Below are 20292 nucleotides of genomic sequence, written 5' to 3' on the forward strand. Positions count from 1 at the left end.
GGGTCGAAAGACAACAAACTTAAAGGGATTTCCAAATTTTGTTTGCCAATGGAACTCAACAAATTTCTGGTTTTATGACTCGATAAGTAACATTTACTCAGACCAGTCTTCTTCCATAATTGTTTTAGTTCTCATGGTTTCTATGCTCTTTGGTGTGCATACAGTTTCAACGAACTGCCCACCATTTACCTGATAGGAGAAATCTACTTCAGAACCATAATTCTCTTCTTCATCTGGAATTATGCAGTCACATAGGTATATGTGTAAACTACCGTTACCATCCATAAACACGGAAGGTCTTACTCCTACATTATCATATTCTTCCACTATTCCTCTAAAAACCAATGACATGTATCTTTTTGCTTCCATCGGCCATCACTATACTGACATACCAATGTTCACGCATTTAAACATAATGGCCACATTTCGTATTTCATGATCGTATTATCCTCACATGTGTACATACAGTGTCTTTAGCAATGCATAATTCTTTCATTATTTTTGAAGGTAAACACAAGCTTAATTTTTCAAGGATATTGGCTTTTTCAGATCATATTCTATAGATTATCAGCGTTCATAGCGAATTTTGGTCTCGCTTAGGTAAACACATTACCTAAAATTCTTCGAGAAAAATGCGATACCAGAATGAGAAGGATAATTGGTGAGTTCACTGGCACAAATTATCTTTATAAAAAGGTTTGTCGTTTTTAATAATATATCTATATTTTATATAATTTACTAATCTGCAGATATGGATAAATGGCAACAGATCTACAGTAATGCGTAAATGTCGTTTGTCAATGGAACTCAATAAATCTCCGGTTATATGACCCGGAAATTAATATTTATTTTGACCAGTCTTCTTCCATTACTGTTTTATTTCTCAGAGTTTCTATGCTCTTTGGTGTGCAGATGGTTTCAACGAACTGTCCACCATTAACCTGGTAGGAAAAATCTGTCTCAGAACCACAATTCTCTTCTTCATCTGGAATTATACTGTCACCTAGGTATACGTGTAAACTACCGTTGCCGTCCATAAACACGGAAGGTCTTACTCCGGCATTATCATATTCTTCCACTATTCCTCTAAAAACCAATGACATGTATCTTTTTGCTTCCATTAGTCATCACTACACACGCATACTCATGTTCGCACACTTAAACTTGATGTCCATGTTTCACATTTTATGTTCATACAGATTCCTGATATGTGCACGCAATGTCTTTAGTAACGTATTCTTCTTTAAATCTAATTGGTTTGTTCTGCAAACTAATACATGAACTAAAAAGTGTCATAAGAAATGTTTTTAAGCCTTGAAAGATAGGTGATATGATTAAAACGCGTTTCAATTATCAGATGGTACTATTATGCTTGAAGATGAATATCAACTTGATTTTTTCAAGGATAACGGTTTTGTCAGAAAACAGTGTCCTAAATGTGGCAAATTCTTCTGGACCCGTGACCTTGAAAGGGTTACATGCGGCGATGCACCATGTGATCCCTATTCTTTTATAGGCAATCCGGTGTTCAAAAAGAGTTTCGATCTTGCCGAGATGAGGGAATATTACCTCAAGTTCTTTGAGGAAAGAGACCATACCAGAATGGGCAGATATCCTGTAGTAGCCCGCTGGAGAGATGATATATACCTTACCATAGCCTCTATAGCTGATTTTCAGCCATTCGTTACATCGGGTGAGGTTGCTCCTCCACACAATCCTCTTACGATATCTCAACCATGTATCAGGCTTTCTGACCTTGATGCAGTAGGCAGAAGTGGCCGACATCTTACGACTTTTGAGATGATGGCTCATCATGCATTCAACAAGCCAAACGCTGAGATCTATTGGAAAGATCGGACTGTGGGGCTTTGTGATGAACTGCTGAATTCTCTGGGTGTTGACCCCATGGCAGTAACCTATAAAGAAGAGCCGTGGGCAGGAGGTGGAAACGCTGGCCCATGTGTGGAAACACTGGTAGGTGGACTGGAAGTTGCCACTCTGGTTTTCATGAATCTGGAACAGGTAAAAGATGGGCCCATTGAAATAAAAGGTGAGATGTACCGCAAGATGGACAATTATATCGTGGACACAGGTTACGGCCTTGAGCGTTTCGTCTGGGCTTCCAAGGGTTCACCGACTATTTACGATGCGGTTTTCCCCAACATCGTTAATGAGCTCATGAACCTTGCTGGCATAGAACATGAGCTTGCAAATCCTGAATATGCAAATATCCTTGCCCAGAATGCAAGGCTTGCAGGTCTTATGGATGTAAGCGAGAAGGCAAACCTTCTGGAATTGCGCAAGCAGGTAGCTTCCAGTATAGGTACAACTGCTGAAAAGCTTTCAGCTATTATGGAACCTGTGGAAACAGTATATGCTATCACTGACCACAGCAGATGCCTTACTTTTATGCTTGGTGATGGCATTATTCCATCAAATGTGAAAGCTGGCTACTTGGCAAGGCTTGTGCTTAGAAGGACACTTCGCATGATGAAGGATCTGAATATATCCATTCCTCTCAGTGAGATCATACAAATGCATATGAAGAACCTGCCGGAATACCCTGAGTTCGCTGAAAGGTTCGAAGTGATTGAGGATATCATCCGCCATGAAGAGATAAAATTCCAGGAAACACTGGAAAGAGGAAGGAGGATGATCAGTAAGTCTGCCAAGCATTACAAGCAGACAGGGGAAAAAATGCCTCTTGAGAAGATCATAGAGATGTATGATACTCATGGTATCCCACCTGAAATATCTAAAGAGGTTGCCATCGAAGAAGGTGTCAAAGTAGACCTTCCCGATAATTTCTATTCCCTTGTGGCAGGAAGACACAGCAAAGCAGAGGAAAAAGAAGAAAAGGTATTCCCTCATGCAGATCACGTATCCCGTCTTCCTCCTACTAAGAGGTTATTCTACGATGAACCCAATAGGATGGAGTTTGAAGCTGTAGTACTTGATATATTCGACAATTATATTGTATGTGATAGCACTCTTTTCTATCCGGAGGGTGGCGGACAGCCCGCTGACCATGGTACCTTCTCTCTTGAAGATGTAACTCTGAAAGTAGTGGATGTCCAGATCGTAAAAGGTGTGGTATTGCACCGGATAGACGCTATGGAGAATGAGCTGCATCTGCGCAAGGGTGATATTGTGACAGGCCGGGTTAATAAGGACCGCCGCATGGCACATGCATGCCATCACACAGCTACTCATATTGTCAATGATGCTGCTAGGAAGGTACTTGGTGATCATATATGGCAGGCTGGTGCACAGAAGACGGAGACCAGGGCGCGTCTTGATATTACTCACTACAAGCGTATTACAAAAGAGCAGCTTAACCAGATAGAGCTTCTGGCCAATAAGACCGTCATGGAAAACCAGAGAGTTACTGCCGAATGGATGGAACGGAACCAGGCTGAGCAAAAGTATGGTTTTGGTCTTTACCAGGGCGGTGTCCCAAAAGGTAATATGATCCGTGTGCTGAAAGTCGCTGATGATATCGAGGCATGTGCAGGTACCCACTGCACAAATACAGGTCTTGTAGGACCCATAAAGGTGCTCAAAACCGAGCGTATCCAGGATGGTGTTGAGCGTATAGAGTATGCTGCAGGCATGGCGGCTGTCAGGGCTATGCAGGAAGCAGATTACTATCTCACCACTGCTTCAGATGCCCTGAGGGTGTTGCCAGAGCAGCTGCCAATAACGATTGATCGTTTCTTCGCCGAATGGAAAGAGTTCAAGAAAGAGAATGTAAGGCTCAAGGAGGAGATGGCGCAGCTACGTGTGGTAAGGATGCTCAGCCAGGCTCAGGACCTTGGCGGGGTAAAACTTGTGGCACAGAGTGTGGACCATGCAGATACCGAGGAACTTGTGAAGATAGCAGGTGAGCTTGCCCAAGACGATGATGTTATGGCTCTGCTTATCAGTGACTTTGAAGGTGTCAAAGTAGTTGCTGCTGCTGGTAAAAAAGCTGTTGCTAAAGGCGCAGATGCCGGAAAGGTTGTACGTGAAATGTCCCGTATGGTAGGGGGCGGTGGCGGAGGACGTGCGGACATGGCCCGTGGTGGCGGTACTGATGCCTCAAAAGCAGCAGAAGCCATGGAAGCAGGCATATCTTTGGTAAAAGCCTCTTTGAATAAATGATCGCTACAGTTGAATAATGCGGTGGTAGATTATTTCTATCACCTTTTTTCTATACACTTTTTCTGGAAAATCCATTTAAAGTAAAGAAGAAAGTACTTCCTTTGTTTTTCTCACTCTCTGCCCATATTCTTCCCCCGTGACGCTCAATGATGCTTTTAGCAATGGTAAGGCCAAGGCCATTTCCATTGTATCTTCTTTTAGTACCGGAATCTACCTGATAGAAGCGGTCGAATATTCTTGTGAGTTCTTCTGGTGGTATACCTATTCCTCTATCCACAACTTTTACAGTTATGACATTCTCCAAGCATGCTGCCTCTACAATTACATCCTCGCCAGGGCTGTTGAACTTTACAGCATTGTCTAAAATCTTAGTTATTGCATAACACAGTTTTTCAGGATCAGCTTTGACGTATATTTCCTTTCGTGTTTGATTTATCACATGAATATTGATCTCTGATGTTTTAGATCGCACTTTTCCAATTGCTTTCTCAATGACGTCATATAAATATATGCTATTATAAACAATCGACTTTGCGTCTTCTTCGTCCTTGGCAACTTCCAGAAGGTCTTCTATCATCCATTCCTGCCGTTTCAAGGCTTCAAGTGATCTCTGGAGATACTCGCTCCGCTTTTCTTTATTTTCTTCTTCATACGCTATTTCTATGAATCCTTTTACTATTGTCAAGGGTGTCCGCAGTTCGTGAGATATATTTGAAATTATATTGTTTTTCATTTCGTCAACAATTGTAAGCTCAGAAATGTCTTTGATCAAAAATACAAGTTTATTTCTGTCATTGAGGTCAATATGTGCATGCCTGATCATAACTTGCTTCTTTGTTCCATTTCTTAAGACCAGATCTGTTTCAGGCTGGTTACTGCAGTGATTGTGAACATTTGTCTTTTTCAGTTGCCAGGATAATTCATTACATGAAAAAATGAACTGCTCTATTTGTTTTCCAATTATTTCTTCTTCTGCAAATCCAGTGAGGCTCAAAAAATGTTCATTTGCATATTCTACACATCCACTTTCATCTGTGATGAAAATGGCTTCGTTGCTTACGGATGTTATCACATCCAGGTAATCCTGGGTTTCCAGCACCTTTTCGGACATCTTTTGGAGTTCATGGACAAGATATTGCATTTTTGTTCCGATCTCAATGAAGATGCCAGAAAATTCGGATGATTTTTCTTTTTTCCTCATTTCCTCTAAGTAATTGAAGTTCCCTTTGCTTAATTCATCAAGTCCTTTGTTAAAAGAATAAATTGGTCCGAAAAAGACCGTTTTTATAACATAAAATGTCAAAGAAATAGTCATTATCAGAGTTAATATGTAACTTAGTAATATGCGGGGGGAATCAATTACATATCCCAAAAAATCACTTTCCTGGAGTCCAATATGTATCGTTCCCAGGGTGCCCTCTTTTATAGGCATTGTTATCTCATAGTTTTTGTAATTTGGTTGCAGGCTTACAAAAGAAAGACGGGAACTACCTACATTTTTCAGAAGGATTTTTTTTTCGTTGGATTTTGTCCATGCAACTGTGTTTCCACTGACATCTGTAACATAAATATAATCAATTTTGTTCTCATTCAACAAGATGATTTCAATTATACTTTGTATCTCATTTGTATCGTTTGTTAAAAATAAACGGGTGAACTCTTCCTCCATAACCTCCGCTATGTCTAGAACACTATCTTTTGTTTGTTTTTCCATGGAATATTTCTGGATGTTATAAGATACTGTGACCAAAGTTCCTATTAAAAATATGATGCCAACCAGTACTAAAAATCGATTTGCAATGATCTGCGCATATGGTTCACAATTTTCGGGGCCACTTTTCTTGCCGGACATTTATGATACACAATTCACTACTTATGAACCTCAGTATACCTTAGGTATCACTGATCCTATCTTTTGTATTGTTTTGCCCTAAATCTCAGCTTTCACTGAAAAGTATACTTTAAATTATATTCATAGTTTATATTTTTAATGCTAATATTTTTTTGTGTAACTATATCGAGTACCAAAGTTTAATATGAGAACAGAACAGATAATTGCTAATATATTATACAAGGTAAATATGATGAATGTAGATGAGACACACGAAATAATTCATGTCTTCAAAGATGGCCTCAGGTCAAAAACTGTTCTTTTTCTTGCTCCTGTAGATGTTGCAGTAGGACGTGTTGTTTATTTTTATGTATCTGATCTGCTGCAAAGCGATCCTCAACAAAAAGTGGTCTGGCTTTGCCTGAAAGTACCCAAAGATAAAGTGCTGGCGCAGTTCCAGGAATATAAATATTATTTTGATCCCGAGCGCATCATGTTCATTGACTTACTTTCTGCTGGAAAAGAACCATCAGATGGTGTTCTCTATTTCTCTTCTACATCCGATCATACAAAAATAGCCTCTCATATCGTGCAGCTCTTTGAAAAGTTTCCCGGTTCTCTGTTAGTTATCGATAGCATGACAGTGCTAGGCACTGATAACATGCAAGTTGTGGAAACCTTCATTAATTTCGTTCGCTCAAAAGTTTCAGAAAAAAATGGTTCTATAATTGCCATATTAGGAAAGGATACTCTCAAAGCCGAATCAGAAGCACTTATTAAGTCCTTCTTTGAAATAATTGTTGAACTCACAAGTATAGGCGAAATCCATGCAGATATAGGAATGCAAACTCTTGATGCAAGGTTCCATGTTGAAGATGGCAAACTATCTTTCGAATACATACAGAAGAAATTAAAGAGAGGCCGTCTTAAGATCCTAATTGTCGATGATGAACCGGATATACCAGATCTTCTGCAGCTTTCGCTTGCAAGTCAACCTTATGATTTTGTAGTTGCATATAATGGGCAGCAAGCCATCGAAACCACATTGAAGGAGCGGCCCGATCTGATACTTCTTGACATAATGATGCCCGATATGGATGGATACGAGGTGGTAGAACACCTTAAGCAGAGCCCTACAGCGGCTACTATTCCAGTGATAATGATCTCTGCCAAGACTGCTGTAGAGGATAAGGTGCGCGGCATGGAACTGGGCATTGATGATTATATTGCCAAACCTTTTGATAAGCGTGAGGTCAATGCCAGGATCCGAATGGTCATGCGTCGATATGGCTGGGTTGAAGAAGAGTGATCAAGGCAAAGTTTTATATTTTGTTAAAATGCATAAACACATTGTTAAAACATTGATGCTCTTCAATTTTCCGGAGCCATTTGGATGTGTCCTAAAGTAATGGTAGTAGATGATGAGCCAGACACTATTGATCTGTTAAAGCTGGTATTAGGATATGAGAATATCGATGTTGTAGGGGCTCATAGCGGTATTGAATGCTTGGAACATATGGATACAGTCGAACCTGATGCTATTCTGCTTGATTTGATGATGCCTGAAATGAATGGTTGGGAAACCTTTCATAAAATAAAGGAAAAAGATCCTCAAATTCCTGTAGCAATAATTACGGTCAAAAATCAGGAATTTGACAAAATGCGTGGTATTCATGTTTTAAAAGCAGATGATTACATTACAAAACCATTTAACAGGAAAGATCTGGTGGAACGGATTCATCGCCTCATTTCTTTGAAAAACAAAGCGACCAAATAAAAAAGTGAATTTAATTATATCTTTTCGCAGATATAAGAAGTTCTGCCTTTGGCAAAAAGAATGACCTTTCTATCCCCTTTAAGGTTCATTTCCAGCCTATTACGAATGTCCCAGTATTGAGCAGGGTCTATTTCTGTCCGAAGCAGTACTTTGCCATATCCTCTCTTTTTTAGTTCTTTGTTGATTTTCTCAGGTACAAACTCTGCATTGAACACTACCTTATACGTGTTTTTTATCATAGGATGTTCCACAGCTTTATCTGATGTAAGCATCAACCGTTTGTCATCCATCCTGAATAGTTCTACATTTTGATTTCGCATTTGTGAAACCAGCTCTGGAAGCAATTCAGCTTTTATCAGGGCTGGATCTGGTTCATACAGGTATTTTCCCGGCTTGTATACACTGTTCATCTCAATTTCGCCGAGATTTTCTTTTGTACACAATTTCACTGCTCCCGGCAAGGACACTGCAGATCTGCTGCAAGTTTTTAGATCTCCAAAATACAGGTCCAACCTGTTTAGTTCTCCATTAAGAGACAAATATTCCAGTTCACAGTCAAAAGGTATTCTTTCAGGGGGCAGCTGTGGAGGTGCTTCAAAAACGAAATTGCTTGATTTTTTGGAATAAGCTTCCAATACATCGGGTATGTGTGGAGTTAGATTATCTATGTCTCGTTCTTTTTCTTCTGCCGCTCTGGCAGGGTCAGAAAATACAATATCAACTTCAGGGATTTGTGCAATCACATCTGGAGAGATTGCATCCCCACAGATGAACTCTACATTATCAAGGCCGAAGAGTTTACAGTTCTTCCTGGCAAGATCAAGCTTAGCAGGATTAATTTCAATTGCATAGACTGTTTCGCACTCCTTTGCAAAATATACTGTCTGCCCTCCAATGCCGCAGCTTATGTCTGCAAGACTGGAGCATTTAAGCCTCTTTGCCCTATATGCGGCCGCTGGCCAAGGTGTTGCAAACCGCAGTCCATTTTCATCAGAATATAACTGCTTTTCAAAATTCTTTTTTTTAGTCACCTGGATCAAATCACTAAGGTGTGTCAATAGATTTAAACCGATCTGTCTGAAGTGCGGTGAAATGTAGTATTTAGGTACAATATTATTATATAATATAGGATATATACATCTCTCCACTATAGTAATCCTGATTAGTATAAGAATACAAATTCAAGCAAACTAAAAGGTCTATAATGGCAGGGCTTGGCGATAAGATCAAGAATCTAACTTCTCTTCTTAATAAAGGAGGGAAGAAGAAATCATCCAATTCTCCTTTCAGTGGTAACACTGATCCTTTTTCCAATGCTCCTCCTGGTCTTGGAGTTGTACCTGATCTAAAGGCTGGTATGCCTCCTTTACAGGGTGTTTCACCCCCTGGTATGCCACCTGGAATAGCAAGTCCCCCAGGCGGCTTCCCTCCTGGAATGCAACCTGTAGCCGAGAAACCATCGGTTGACGCTGCTGCACTTGAAGCAAGCAACAAGAAAATAAAGGAACTTGAAGGTAAGCTTTCAAAAGCAGAAGTGAACCTCTCAATGGTTCAGAAAGAGAATGAAGAAGTGAATAAAACAGTCTCAAAGATGGATAAAAACATCCTTGAACTGTTATCTTTATACGAGATCGTTTCTAACCAGGTCAATCCCTTTGTAGGCGATGATGCCGGTGGAAGGGCAACACTTGAGAGATTCGACAAAACTGAAAAAAGGATCAATGAAGTTGGAAATATGCTTGTAATGCTGAAGAACGATATAGATTCATTCTCACAGCGTATAAGTTCTCCAGGGCTTGCAGATACAGTTAGTGAAAAGATGCAGGATATGGAGACAAAGTTTGATGCGTTTGCAGATGCAATGGCAATGATGCACGAAAGTATCAATACGATATCCGCAAAAACAGAGGAGCTTTCAGAAAAAAACGCGCTTATCGATAATAACATTCTGGAGCTTTCCGAAATTATCAGTAAGCTTGCTCTTAAGGTGGAAGATATAGAAAAGAATGGAGCAAAGATGAAACAATCTCCTGATCAGGTGACTAACTCTGGGGAACCTACTATTTCTGAAGGATCAAATCCTGATAATCAGGAAAAACCAAAAGAAAAGAATCCATTGGTCAGATTGGATGCTATTCGCAAGGATCCCACAAGTGTTGTTGTTCTTCTCAACTGGATTGAATTCCTGATGGAGAGAGTGGGCAGAAACAATCTGATGGACGCTCTTGACTATTACGTTGATATTGGCTGGATAAGCGATAATGTACGCTCAGAAATAATGGCCTATGCAAGGGGAATCGACTATTACGTTGAGAAGCCTACATGGCGCCTTCTCCCAGAAGACCATACTAAATCATTGCTTTTCATTGAGAGGTTATGTGGCCGCAAGATAGACAAGAACATGCTGAGCAGTATTGACAGAGAAATGTCAAAGGTCAAGCATGGACTGGAGGAACTCTATGGGCTTTGAGACATCTGTAGTAGTAACCATTTTTTTGGTGTCTGCAATACTCATAGCTACAATATCTTATTCAACTATCAGTTCTTCAAATGATCTGCTTTCAAGTTCTCTTGATGAGCATTTTTCACTTCTGAGCAAAAAACTGCAAACGGATGTAGAGATCGTTGAATCAAATGCTGTCTTTCATAATTCTACTTACCAGTTATCTCTGATGGTTCTCAATACAGGCAGTGAAACTTTGAGGTCTGATGAACTGGATATTCTCATTGATGGCGTTCACGTATCATATTCAGGTGTAAGTAACATTACAACATGGACTCCAGAGACTTATGCAGTCCTAAATGTCTATAATCTATCAGGTTTTGGTGATCACAGGGTAAAACTCGTGACTAAAAATGGGGTTTGTGACTACTATTCTTATAGCGTTTGAATTTCTGTTTTCAGGAATTAATATATACTAATAATTATATATTATTGCTGTTTACTTAGTATATTTGATCCTCTTGAGAGTTGACAGAACAGTGTTTAGTACAGGGCAATCAGGTAAGTTCTTTGCAGACAGAACAGGTGAAACTGCTATAACCCATATGATATTTTTCATAGCGGCAGTTGTCATAGCCATGGGTGTTATTGCTGTTCTTTCTGTGAATATCCAGTCTATTACAGGAGCTACCTATGCAGGAAGCAAAGTTTTGTCAGATCAAATGCGCACAGATATTACCATAATTAATGACCCTGAGATCATACCTTATGACAGTTACGAGAAACGCTACACATTCTATGCAAAGAATACAGGGGACTCAGAGCTTAATACAGAGTTTGTCACCATCCTGATAGATGGAGTTCTCATAGAGCCTTCGAACGTTCAGAGTGACGTAATAGATGGAGATGTTATCTGGCGGCCAGGCGATGTACTGGTTGTTAATACAACAATGTCATCGGCTCTCAGTACCGGGGATCACCGGGTTAAGATTGCTGCCGAGAATGGCAAGTCCGGATCCATGAGCTTTAAAACATAATTATATGAGGTATACACTTGGCCGATATTTATCCATTTAGCATTCCCCGGGATGAGTTCAATGATAAACTAGGCGGAGGCTTTCCATCTGGTTCTTTCGTAGTGATAGAAGGAGGTAGTGGCGGAGGTAAAAGTACCATTACACAGCGTCTTACATATGGATTCATCGAGAACAAGATTAGTGTAACTTTTGTCTCTACTCAGCTTACGACCAAGGGCTTCATAAACCAGATGTATTCTCTCGATTATCCTATTGGACCTTATCTCTTAAATGGTACACTACTCTACATACCTGTAATTCCTCTTGTTCAGGCTGCCAAGTCCCGTCTGGATTTTGTTGAAAGATTGATGAGTGCAGAAGAGCTATTTGACAAGGATGTGATCATAATAGATACGATCTCATCTCTTATCAAGTACAGTGCCAATATTGAAAAAAGTCTGGATCTGATCTCTTTTTTCAAGAAGCTTAATGGTATCGGAAAAGTGATAATTCTGACTATAGAGCCTAGCCAGCTCAGTGAAGAAATAACATCTATGTTCAGATCAAGCTGCGATATTTATATAACACTGAAGTCCAGGCCCATGGCAAGTGAGGTAAAGAGGACCGTTGTGGTCAATAAGTTCACAGGCGCTAAAGGACCTGTAGGACAGATGATAGGTTTCAGAATAGAACCCAAGGTTGGGCTGGTTGTGGAGATTGCATCTGTCTCATGATACTGGAGGTTGTATGAATGGATGCTGATTTTCAGAAAGCTGTACAAAGGAATCCTCATCTGGGAGAGTATGTAGAGAAAGTCAAGAAAGAAAAAGGATCTGAACCCCAGTTTGTGGTAAGTTTATCTAAAGATCTGGATAGCGATAATGTCAATATCATCCTCCCCGTTGGAGATCCAATATTTATTCACATATATGGCACTCCTGAAATGGGCGAAATAAAATATTACACCGTGGAACCTCGCCTTTCTGAAAAGGAAAAAAAGAAGTATGATGCTATTATGAGCCTCGTACTAGAGAAGTCTGCAAAGGAGCCTGTACCACAATCTGAGACCGAGCTTAAAGAGATGATCTCTAAATTATTGAACAGCTCAGTGGATGTGGGTGCCGGAGGCGACATAGAAGAGGACAAAAAAGGACCAGGGGTAATTCAAAAGCTTGTTCCCGTAAAGAAAAAAGTGCCTCTTAACCAGCAAGAGTACAATAAGATCCTCTACTATATCGAAAGGAACATCATCGGGTCAGGTCCAATAGAACCAATTATCAGAGACCCCTATCTTGAAGATATACACAGCATAGGTGTAAACAGCGTTTATATTGTCCACAAGATATTTGGAATGATTCAAACAGATATCACTTTTGGAGATGATGCAGGACTTGATAGCTGGCTCCGAAGCATGAGCGAGCGCATAGGCAGGCCTGTAAGTGATGCCCGTCCAATTGCTGATGGTGCGCTTCCCGATGGTTCACGTATAAACATCATCTATAGTCCGGATATCAGCCGCAGAGGCAGCAGTTTCACAATGCGTAAATTCATGGAAGTGCCTGTGAGTGTCATTCAGCTTGTGAAATGGGGTGCTCTTAGTGCTGAAATGGCAGCTTACATGTGGATATGTCTGGAAAATGGTCAGAGTGTTTTCTTCAGTGGCGAAACGGCAAGTGGAAAAACCACAATGCTTAATGCATGCTTATGTTTTGTGAATCCTAAAGCTAAGATCTTCACTGCTGAAGATACCGCCGAAGTGCAGCCTCCCCAGCCTGTATGGCAGCAGCTTATCACTCGTGAAGATGGTCCTGTGGATTCGAGGGTAGATACATTTGCACTACTGAAAGCTGCATTACGTTCCAGGCCAAATTACATCATTGTAGGTGAAATCCGAGGTGTGGAAGGTGCTGTGGCTTTCCAGGGTATGCAGACAGGGCACCCTGTGATGGCAACTTTCCACGCATCTGCAGTTACTAAGATGATACAGCGTTTGACGGGTAATCCCATTAATGTACCTGTTACCTTTATCGACAACCTGAATGTTGCCATGATCCTTTCTGCAGTATACAGAAAAGGCAAATTTCTCAGACGTTGCCTTGCTGTTGAGGAGTTAGAAGGGTATTACGAAGAAGCTGGCGGTGTTGTCACAAGGGCTGTTTTCCAGTGGGACCCTGAGACTGACAAACATATTTTCCGTGGTCTAAACAACAGTTACATTCTGGAAAATAAAATAGCTGCTAAATTAGGTTATGATGATAAGCGTAAGATCTACCAGGATCTGTTCCTGCGTGCTAAAATCATAAACGAAATGCGGGCCAGAGGAATAGAAGAGTATCATGAAGTACTTGAGGTAATTATCAATTTCTACAAACATGGTGTTGAAGGGCTACCTTTCTCAGTCTAAAGGTGTATTTAATGTACAGCAAGGCATTCCATTGTATGGGTATGGAACCGGAAACTTATCTGAAAAAGATTGCAATTCCGGTTGTTGTATTTGGTTTTATCTTTTCCTTTTTACTTTACAGTGCCTTGCCAGGTCTATTTGAGGGAAGCACCAAGGCGATCCCTATTATGATCCCTGTGGTCTGTATTCTCTTTGCAGTATACTATCCCCTTTCTATCTATGGAGGACAAGCATCACGTATTGACAACAATATGCACTATTATATCACTCAGATGGGTTCAGTTGCAACTGCCGAAACCCCACGGCTTGATATAATCAGGATAGTTTCCGATAACAAGGAGTACCGAGAGTTAGCCACTGAAACAAAGAAGATCTATAATCTTGTTACTGTGTGGAACATGAGCCTTGCAGAGGCATGTAGGTTCATTTCGAAGAGAACACCCTCTGTCATATTTGAGGACTTTCTGGATAGATTTGCTCATGGGTTACAGTCAGGAGAGAATATCAAATCCTTTCTTTTTGCAGAGCAGAACGTTGTCATGAACGAATATGAGGCCATGTATAATGGCGCTATGTATAATGTTGAGATCATAAAGGAGCTTTTTGTATCGTTGGTAATGTCTCTCATATTTCTTGCCTCTTTTGCTGTTATCATGCCAGTAATAACAGGTATGGATGCTGTGGCTCTTATGGGAATGGTTGTGGCAGTATTCGTTATAACTGACATTGTGATTCTTCTGTTTACGAAAGGTAAGGTTCCAAAAGATCCTCTGTGGAGCAAGTCCAACATAATTCCTGATTATAAGATCAAATTGTATCGTTCCATTCCTATTTCTATAGGGGCATGCATCCTTGTTACTATTGCCGTTGTACTTTACGGAAAGATAGTCATGCCTATTGCTATTGCAATTTGCATAACTCCTCTGGTGTACACTGGAAAGGTGTGCAGGAATATAGAAAAGAGTATCAGGCGTAGGGATGAGAATTTTCCTGCTTTTATTCGGTCACTGGGAAGCTCCGCAGGTGCCAGGGGCGGAGTAATAGATGAAGCTTTGAAAGCATTGCGTATCCATGATTTTGGTCCGCTCACAAAAGATGTGAATGAGCTATACAAGAGGCTTAACACAAGAATAAATAAATTCAAGTCATGGGAATTCTTCTCTGCAAATACTGGCAGCCACCTTATACAGAGATTCTGTATCATGTTCGTTGAATCAACCAATCTTGGAGGCAAGCCAGAGATAATAGGTGACATCATAGCCTCAAATTTCCACAGAATAGTAACTTTAAGAAAGAAGAGGGTGCAGTCTGCTTCGAGCCTTGTAGGTGTGCTTTATGGTCTCACTGCAGGAATTGGTTTTACGATGTACATTTCCGTAGGTGTGATCGATCTGATGCAGAGTATGTTCTCTAATATCGAAATGCCCGCAGGAATGTCTATGGGTATGGTGATCTATACACAGGTGGGAGACGTCAAAGTGTTGTCTTTTTTGGTATTGCTTATCATGATAGCTCATTCTCTGATGTCTGCGCTCCTCATCAGAATCGTAGACGGGGGACATCTGCTTAGTTCCACTGTCGACTTTGTGATCATGGTGTGGGTATCAGGTATTACTGCTGTGATTACCCAGACTGCCATCTGGTCGCTCCTGGGTATGAGTTGATCGTAAAATAAAGAGAAGAGACTGTTATCAGTCAATAAGTTGTCTTACACGGTCTGCAATGGCTTGTCCCACTTCGGGTGTAGTGGATTTGCCTCCAAGATCCGGTGTGACACTATTTTGGTTAATAACATATTCAATGGCATCCTGCACAATTATTGCCTCATCGGTCAATTCGTACCACTCAAGCATCATTTTCATGCTCAGGACAGCAGCTATAGGGTTAGCTATACCTTTTCCTGCGATATCAGGTGCGCTTCCGTGCACAGGCTCAAAGAATGCATGCTTTTTTCCGATATTGGCACTTGGCACTAACCCAAGCCCTCCAACCAGGGCAGCAGCCATATCGCTTAATATGTCTCCGAAAAGATTTGTAGTTACTATGACATCATATCTGTTAGGGTGTACTATCAGGTTATAAGCCATAGAATCTACCAAAGTGTCATGGTATTCTACATGTTGGGAAGAGGCTGTTTGGCGGCACACATCCAGAAATAATCTGTCTGATTTAAGCACATTGGATTTATGGACTATTTCAACACGATTTTGTCTGTTTTTGGCAAGTTTGCATGCATATTCGGCTATTCTGGTAGAGCCTTTGCGGGTAATGACCCTTTTAGTGTATGCTACGTCTTCATGTATCTCTTCTATACCTGAGTACATGCCCTCTGTGTTCTCCCTGACTATCACCAGGTTGAAATCATTGCGTCCGGTAACACCTCTGATCCCATCAATAGGTTTTATGGGACGGATATTGGCATACATGTCAAGCTCCTTTCTTATTGTAAGGAGCACACTCTTATAACTGGGATCGGATGGTGTTGTAATCGCACCAAATAGTATACAGTCACATTCCTTAAGGATATCAAGGTCTTCATATGTGATAGCAGAGCCAGTCTTTTCCCATTTTCCATATCCCAGCTCAACAGGTACCTTTTCTATAGGCAGGGAAAGTGCATCGAGTACTTCTATAGCTGCAGGTATGACTTCTTTGCCTATTCCATCTCCTTCTACCACTGCAAGTTTCATTGACCTTCACCTTTTTCTTTCTTTATGTTCTGCACGAGTTCCCTTATTGTTAACGCTACCTGGAACTCCGAGGCTCCCCAGTGAACCACTGCTCCTTTTATTCCATTAATTGTTGCAAGCCCGGATCTTTCAGAAAGACAGCATCGGGTAATGAACGTTCCTTGCGGTGTATAAATATCAGATCGGAATGGGCAGATATTGATGAAATCATATTTGAGGCCTGGAAACCTTGATTCAAATAATTTCCGGGATATCTCGCAGCCCACAAGCAGTGATCCATCTTCAGTAACAATATCGGAGTCAAGGCATTTTCCTTTAAGCCCTGATGAAGAACATGGGAAAACCGTTTTATCCCCTTCGAACTGCCGGAGATCTTTAGTGTTTTCTTTAAACCGTATGCACAAATCCCCAAAGATGCCGCTTGCCTCCAGTTTTCTAATCACAAGGCTAAGCCAGGATGGCTCAGGAGGAACAACATCTACTATTTCAATGTCGATTATTTCAGATGGATCTGGGTCATGTACGAATGTGACGTGCCTATCAAGTCCTGTAAATATTACTGTATTCACACCATGCTCACAAAGTTCAGCAGCTTTCTCGATGAGAAGCCGCTTATCCTTTAAGTTCAAAGGCTCATCGTATTTGATAACCTGTTCTCCATATGCTATAAGCTCGACCTTTGTGGCTTTCCTTAATAAATCTTCTCCGGTGTGTTCAACCCTATAAATTGAGCATTCTTTACCGATATCAGTGCTTTGTTCAACTATTATGTATCGGCTAAGGAAATATATCGGCTCGTCATGTGCATCATCAGGACTGATATGTGTGACTCCAACATACTTGTACTCATCCGGAAATATCATCAGAACCTCTATTTTTTACCTTGCATAGCCTTACGATGGGGTACAAGTCCCCCATCACTAAGCATTTCAAGAAGGAATTCAGGCAGTTTGTTTCCTGGATATTGTTTGCCATTAACAGTAACATTTCCGTTTTCAAGGTCTACTTCCATTTCATCTCCTTCTTTACATTCAACATTGGATTCCATTAGATGAAGACCAACATTTATGGCATTGCGGAAGAATATCCTGCCAAAGGACTTTGCAACAACACAAGCCACTCCTGCATACTTAAGGGCTAATGCAGCCTGTTCTCTTGAAGAACCGCAACCGAAGTTATTACCGCCTACTACTATATCTCCAGGCTTTACCTTTTTCGAAAAATCAGGGTCAACGCCCTCCATAGCATGATCTGCAAACACCTGCATATCTGTCGTACGCAAATATTTTCCAGGTATTATGACATCTGTATCGATGTCATCGCCAAATACCCATGTTTTTCCTTTAATTATCTTTTCCATAAGTTCAACCTCGGGAAAGCTTTTAGCTATTACTATGCGTATATAGCGGGGTTTACACCTCTATTGATAATGTATTTCCCTGAAGTACGTCATTTTCGGTAACCTTTACTTCTTTTACCACATTCCCATAGCTGATCTGGTATGGCTGTGTGGGAGCTACATCAAACTGGGTCTGGCCTGAGATAGGTCCTTCTGTTGAATATGGAACTGTGAAGGAGTATGTACCGTTTGATGTTGTTGTTTGTGAATATGTGAATGAGCGTCCCTGGCTGGTGCTGATTGTAGTACTTATCGTCACATTCTCACCTGCAGGTGCTGTTCCTGTGATCTTTGCCCCTTCTACATATTCGAATATCTTTACGTAACCCGTGTTATCTTCTTTTATTTTTCCACCTAAAAGTACGTTGTATACATTCTTGTATCCAATTTCCTGACTCTGGGAACTAGTGATACCGGGTGATTCATGAACCATGCGGTAATGCTTGAGGCCGTTACCGTCAAAAATATGCAATTTAGCTTCCATAGAATTGTAGTAACGTTCATAAGGAACATTCATCACTCCCTGGTCAGTTTGCACAGCTGTGTAATAATTGTTAGTGTCCAGTGTCCATGAGGCCATAGCATAGAACTTTCCGGTGGCCATCTCCACATCTGATACTATGTATCTGGCCCCCATTTTATTTTCATCCGGATGAATAGCTTCAAGGACAGCAGTGGCTTCTTCCTCAGATGAAGCGGTAAAGAATGTGGATGCTCCTGGCCGATTCTCTTCTTCTATACTATTCGTACGCCCGCCGATACCTTGCTGGAAGGGATTGGCATTTGGGATTCTGCGTCCAATTACTTCTATCCAGTGTCCATAGTCCCACCAGGACATAACTCCGTAAGCTGTATCGGGGTATGAATATATCTCTCCGCTTGCAGGTGCTTCATATAGCTCATTAAAGTCCAGGCCAGGGTCTGGTGTGTTAATTCTCATCCAGTTAAGTGCTTCTAACCATTGATTGCCCGGCCCACCTGCATATTGTGCCTGCTGTGTTGCCAGACTGTAATTGGGTAGAACAAGTACAACAATGACTATAACAAGTGATATTATGTGAATGGGTTTAAGTTTATGAGTTGTAGTTTCTTTTGTTTTACCTGCAGACTTTTGTTTAACTTTTTCAGTTGCCATCAAGTTGCTCAATCTGAGGTCTTTCCAACCTGCCAGATCCAGGAATTTGATTCCGAGGTATGCACTTAGTATCGCTGCATTAACTGCATAGTAGTAAGAGAAGCGGTTCTGTTGCAGCATTGCCCACAGCACCATGAAAGTCCATACTATAAGCAATGTCTTTTCCTGTGTGTTCTTCTTTTTTGCAGCCTCATATATCAATATCGCAAGTGCAAGGATCGAAACAAATCCCATGGCTGCAAAATAATAGTAGAAAGAACCATCAAACAGGTCAAGAGGTGCTGCTTCTCCTATGGTCAGGGCACCGCCTGTTCTCTTGAAGAACCCAAATACACCAATAAGCATTGTGTATACGGATGGTGCAAATGCCTTAGATGTCAGTATAACTGCTGCAACACCAGCTAATATGGACAAAGGATAGATCTTCTTATTCAGTTTTCTTTTTTGCATTTCAGTAGAAAGGAGCGTTAAGAGGGGAAAAGCCAGTATACCGGCGAGCAGTCCTTTCTCATGCATTGATTTCGTACCTCCTATCTCAGGAACCATCAATACCATCATGAGAGTTACTGCAAATATGATCATTCCACCTACTGCAAGGTAATCAGTGGTCCTGCCATGCATGTGGTCCACAACGTGCTGTATTGTAATGTAAAGGCCAATGATCAAACTGAAGAAAAGAGCTCCTTTCCAGGTAAGTGTATATGCTCCCATGGAAATTCCGGTAAGTATAAAATAAGGCAATGCGGGTTTAATTGTCTCTATAGGTTTTTCTTTAAGGTTTGAGAATGTTATTGGATGTTCTCTTGCAACCTTTACTGCCATGACCAGAAAGGCTGCTGTCATTGTGCTGAATAAAACTTCTGCAATATGGTGGTCGTTGAAACCTATGATGGACCTTGAGAGTATCTGGCCGGGTGCAAGAGCTATAAGTACAGCTGCCAGCAGTCCGACTCGCCTGTCGTCAAATATCCATTTGGTTACGAAATATGTGGCTATGACTACCAATGAGGCTATGAATGCGGGATAATACGCTGATACTGTGTAAATGAGCTTCTCACTTGGGTTTCCACGTCCCAGTATCCAGAGTATTATGCCAAGTGACATGTCAAACAGTGGTGCAAAGACCTGAGTAGTACCTCGGGGATAATTTGTATACGCATCGAACCAGAGCATATGTGGGAAATTATGCAGCATTGCTTCCACATTTCTTAAGTGGTACCAGGGGTCGTTCTCGCTTAGTTTCACAAAGTTCTCAGCTACAAAAACCTGTGCTTTAGGGATAGTCCTTATATAGAACGCTACGAGACATGAGATTAAAACCCCTAATGCATAGGGTATACTCCCTTTCAGATCTCTTTTGGCGGCTTCCTCTTTGGTCATGGATTCAACTCTTTCAAAATGTGATATGTGTTAAATTTATGCAGGATAAAAGGTCACTTCATACATATATGTTG

General features: G+C 41.0%; 17 protein-coding genes. 9 read left to right on the forward strand and 8 right to left on the reverse strand.

Annotated elements, in window-relative coordinates; genetic code table 11:
• Positions 1-93 precede the first annotated feature (93 nt).
• A complete protein-coding gene (locus ACC612_RS13335) occupies positions 94-369 on the reverse strand; it encodes a hypothetical protein (protein ID WP_371855072.1) in 276 nt (91 codons plus the stop codon).
• A gap of 476 nt (positions 370-845) precedes the next feature.
• Positions 846-1121: a hypothetical protein gene (locus ACC612_RS13340; protein WP_371855073.1), complete on the reverse strand. Its 276-nt coding sequence runs from the start codon at positions 1119-1121 to the stop codon at positions 846-848.
• A 247-nt stretch (positions 1122-1368) separates the two neighbouring features.
• On the opposite strand from ACC612_RS13340, the gene alaS reads away from it, so the two are divergent.
• On the forward strand, positions 1369-4143 hold the full coding sequence (gene alaS / locus ACC612_RS13345) for an alanine--tRNA ligase (protein ID WP_371855074.1): 2775 nt from the start codon (positions 1369-1371) through the stop codon (positions 4141-4143).
• A gap of 49 nt (positions 4144-4192) precedes the next feature.
• Here the strand turns inward: alaS and ACC612_RS13350 are convergent, their stop codons facing one another.
• Positions 4193-5995, reverse strand: a complete 1803-nt coding sequence (locus ACC612_RS13350) for an ATP-binding protein (protein WP_371855076.1) — start codon at positions 5993-5995, stop codon at positions 4193-4195.
• Positions 5996-6179: 184 nt separating this feature from the next.
• Here ACC612_RS13350 and ACC612_RS13355 point away from each other — a divergent pair, with 184 nt between their 5' ends.
• Both ACC612_RS13355 and ACC612_RS13360 read left to right on the forward strand, forming a co-directional pair.
• On the forward strand, positions 6180-7283 hold the full coding sequence (locus ACC612_RS13355; protein WP_371855077.1) for a response regulator: 1104 nt from the start codon (positions 6180-6182) through the stop codon (positions 7281-7283).
• A gap of 99 nt (positions 7284-7382) precedes the next feature.
• On the forward strand, positions 7383-7751 hold the full coding sequence (locus tag ACC612_RS13360; protein WP_371855078.1) for a response regulator transcription factor: 369 nt from the start codon (positions 7383-7385) through the stop codon (positions 7749-7751).
• Positions 7752-7765: 14 nt separating this feature from the next.
• Here the strand turns inward: ACC612_RS13360 and ACC612_RS13365 are convergent, their stop codons facing one another.
• Positions 7766-8782, reverse strand: coding sequence for a methyltransferase domain-containing protein (locus ACC612_RS13365; protein ID WP_371855079.1), 1017 nt, complete (start codon positions 8780-8782; stop codon positions 7766-7768).
• Positions 8783-8955: 173 nt separating this feature from the next.
• Between ACC612_RS13365 and ACC612_RS13370 the strand changes: the two genes are divergently transcribed.
• The 6 genes from ACC612_RS13370 (at position 8956) to flaJ (ending at position 15278) form a co-directional block, all read left to right on the forward strand.
• Positions 8956-10221 (forward strand): FlaD/FlaE family flagellar protein, encoded by a 1266-nt coding sequence (locus tag ACC612_RS13370; RefSeq protein ID WP_371855080.1) that lies wholly within the window; start codon positions 8956-8958, stop codon positions 10219-10221.
• The gene (locus tag ACC612_RS13375; RefSeq protein WP_371855081.1) at positions 10211-10642 is read left to right on the forward strand and encodes a hypothetical protein; all 432 of its coding nucleotides are present in this window, start codon (positions 10211-10213) and stop codon (positions 10640-10642) included. Before ACC612_RS13370 ends, ACC612_RS13375 begins: the two co-directional genes overlap by 11 nt.
• 64 nt (positions 10643-10706) lie before the next feature.
• Positions 10707-11231 (forward strand): flagellar protein G, encoded by a 525-nt coding sequence (locus ACC612_RS13380; protein ID WP_371855082.1) that lies wholly within the window; start codon positions 10707-10709, stop codon positions 11229-11231.
• A 17-nt stretch (positions 11232-11248) separates the two neighbouring features.
• Positions 11249-11944 carry an ATPase domain-containing protein gene (locus ACC612_RS13385; protein WP_371855083.1) on the forward strand — a complete coding sequence of 232 codons (696 nt, stop codon included), beginning with the start codon at positions 11249-11251 and terminating at the stop codon, positions 11942-11944.
• A 17-nt stretch (positions 11945-11961) separates the two neighbouring features.
• Positions 11962-13614 carry a type II/IV secretion system ATPase subunit gene (locus ACC612_RS13390; protein WP_371855084.1) on the forward strand — a complete coding sequence of 551 codons (1653 nt, stop codon included), beginning with the start codon at positions 11962-11964 and terminating at the stop codon, positions 13612-13614.
• A gap of 11 nt (positions 13615-13625) precedes the next feature.
• The gene (gene flaJ, locus ACC612_RS13395; RefSeq protein WP_371855085.1) at positions 13626-15278 is read left to right on the forward strand and encodes an archaellar assembly protein FlaJ; all 1653 of its coding nucleotides are present in this window, start codon (positions 13626-13628) and stop codon (positions 15276-15278) included.
• Between the two features lie 27 nt (positions 15279-15305).
• Here flaJ and ACC612_RS13400 read toward each other — a convergent pair whose 3' ends face one another.
• The 4 genes from ACC612_RS13400 to ACC612_RS13415 are packed head-to-tail and all read right to left on the reverse strand — an operon-like array spanning position 15306 to position 20218.
• Positions 15306-16304: an isocitrate/isopropylmalate family dehydrogenase gene (locus ACC612_RS13400; RefSeq protein ID WP_371855087.1), complete on the reverse strand. Its 999-nt coding sequence runs from the start codon at positions 16302-16304 to the stop codon at positions 15306-15308.
• Positions 16301-17167: a hypothetical protein gene (locus ACC612_RS13405; protein WP_371855088.1), complete on the reverse strand. Its 867-nt coding sequence runs from the start codon at positions 17165-17167 to the stop codon at positions 16301-16303. Before ACC612_RS13405 ends, ACC612_RS13400 begins: the two co-directional genes overlap by 4 nt.
• Positions 17168-17175: 8 nt before the next feature.
• Positions 17176-17664, reverse strand: coding sequence for a 3-isopropylmalate dehydratase small subunit (locus tag ACC612_RS13410; RefSeq protein WP_371855089.1), 489 nt, complete (start codon positions 17662-17664; stop codon positions 17176-17178).
• A gap of 52 nt (positions 17665-17716) precedes the next feature.
• Positions 17717-20218 (reverse strand): oligosaccharyl transferase, archaeosortase A system-associated, encoded by a 2502-nt coding sequence (locus tag ACC612_RS13415; protein ID WP_371855090.1) that lies wholly within the window; start codon positions 20216-20218, stop codon positions 17717-17719.
• Positions 20219-20292 lie beyond the last annotated feature (74 nt).

The sequence above is a fragment of the Methanomethylovorans sp. genome (genome assembly GCF_041447285.1).
Taxonomy (GTDB): domain Archaea; phylum Halobacteriota; class Methanosarcinia; order Methanosarcinales; family Methanosarcinaceae; genus Methanomethylovorans.

Bases quoted from the DNA above. Each gene is read 5' to 3' on its own strand.
- ACC612_RS13350 (WP_371855076.1), bottom strand. From the start codon at position 5,995: ATGTCCGGCAAGAAAAGTGGCCCCGAAAATTGTGAACCATATGCGCAG.
- ACC612_RS13410 (WP_371855089.1), bottom strand. From the start codon at position 17,664: ATGGAAAAGATAATTAAAGGAAAAACATGGGTATTTGGCGATGACATC.
- ACC612_RS13390 (WP_371855084.1), top strand. From the start codon at position 11,962: ATGGATGCTGATTTTCAGAAAGCTGTACAAAGGAATCCTCATCTGGGA.
- ACC612_RS13370 (WP_371855080.1), top strand. From the start codon at position 8,956: ATGGCAGGGCTTGGCGATAAGATCAAGAATCTAACTTCTCTTCTTAAT.
- ACC612_RS13340 (WP_371855073.1), bottom strand. From the start codon at position 1,121: ATGGAAGCAAAAAGATACATGTCATTGGTTTTTAGAGGAATAGTGGAA.
- ACC612_RS13415 (WP_371855090.1), bottom strand. From the start codon at position 20,218: ATGACCAAAGAGGAAGCCGCCAAAAGAGATCTGAAAGGGAGTATACCC.
- ACC612_RS13335 (WP_371855072.1), bottom strand. From the start codon at position 369: ATGGAAGCAAAAAGATACATGTCATTGGTTTTTAGAGGAATAGTGGAA.
- ACC612_RS13355 (WP_371855077.1), top strand. From the start codon at position 6,180: ATGAGAACAGAACAGATAATTGCTAATATATTATACAAGGTAAATATG.
- alaS (WP_371855074.1), top strand. From the start codon at position 1,369: ATGCTTGAAGATGAATATCAACTTGATTTTTTCAAGGATAACGGTTTT.
- ACC612_RS13400 (WP_371855087.1), bottom strand. From the start codon at position 16,304: ATGAAACTTGCAGTGGTAGAAGGAGATGGAATAGGCAAAGAAGTCATA.
- ACC612_RS13405 (WP_371855088.1), bottom strand. From the start codon at position 17,167: ATGATATTTCCGGATGAGTACAAGTATGTTGGAGTCACACATATCAGT.
- ACC612_RS13360 (WP_371855078.1), top strand. From the start codon at position 7,383: ATGGTAGTAGATGATGAGCCAGACACTATTGATCTGTTAAAGCTGGTA.
- flaJ (WP_371855085.1), top strand. From the start codon at position 13,626: ATGTACAGCAAGGCATTCCATTGTATGGGTATGGAACCGGAAACTTAT.
- ACC612_RS13375 (WP_371855081.1), top strand. From the start codon at position 10,211: ATGGGCTTTGAGACATCTGTAGTAGTAACCATTTTTTTGGTGTCTGCA.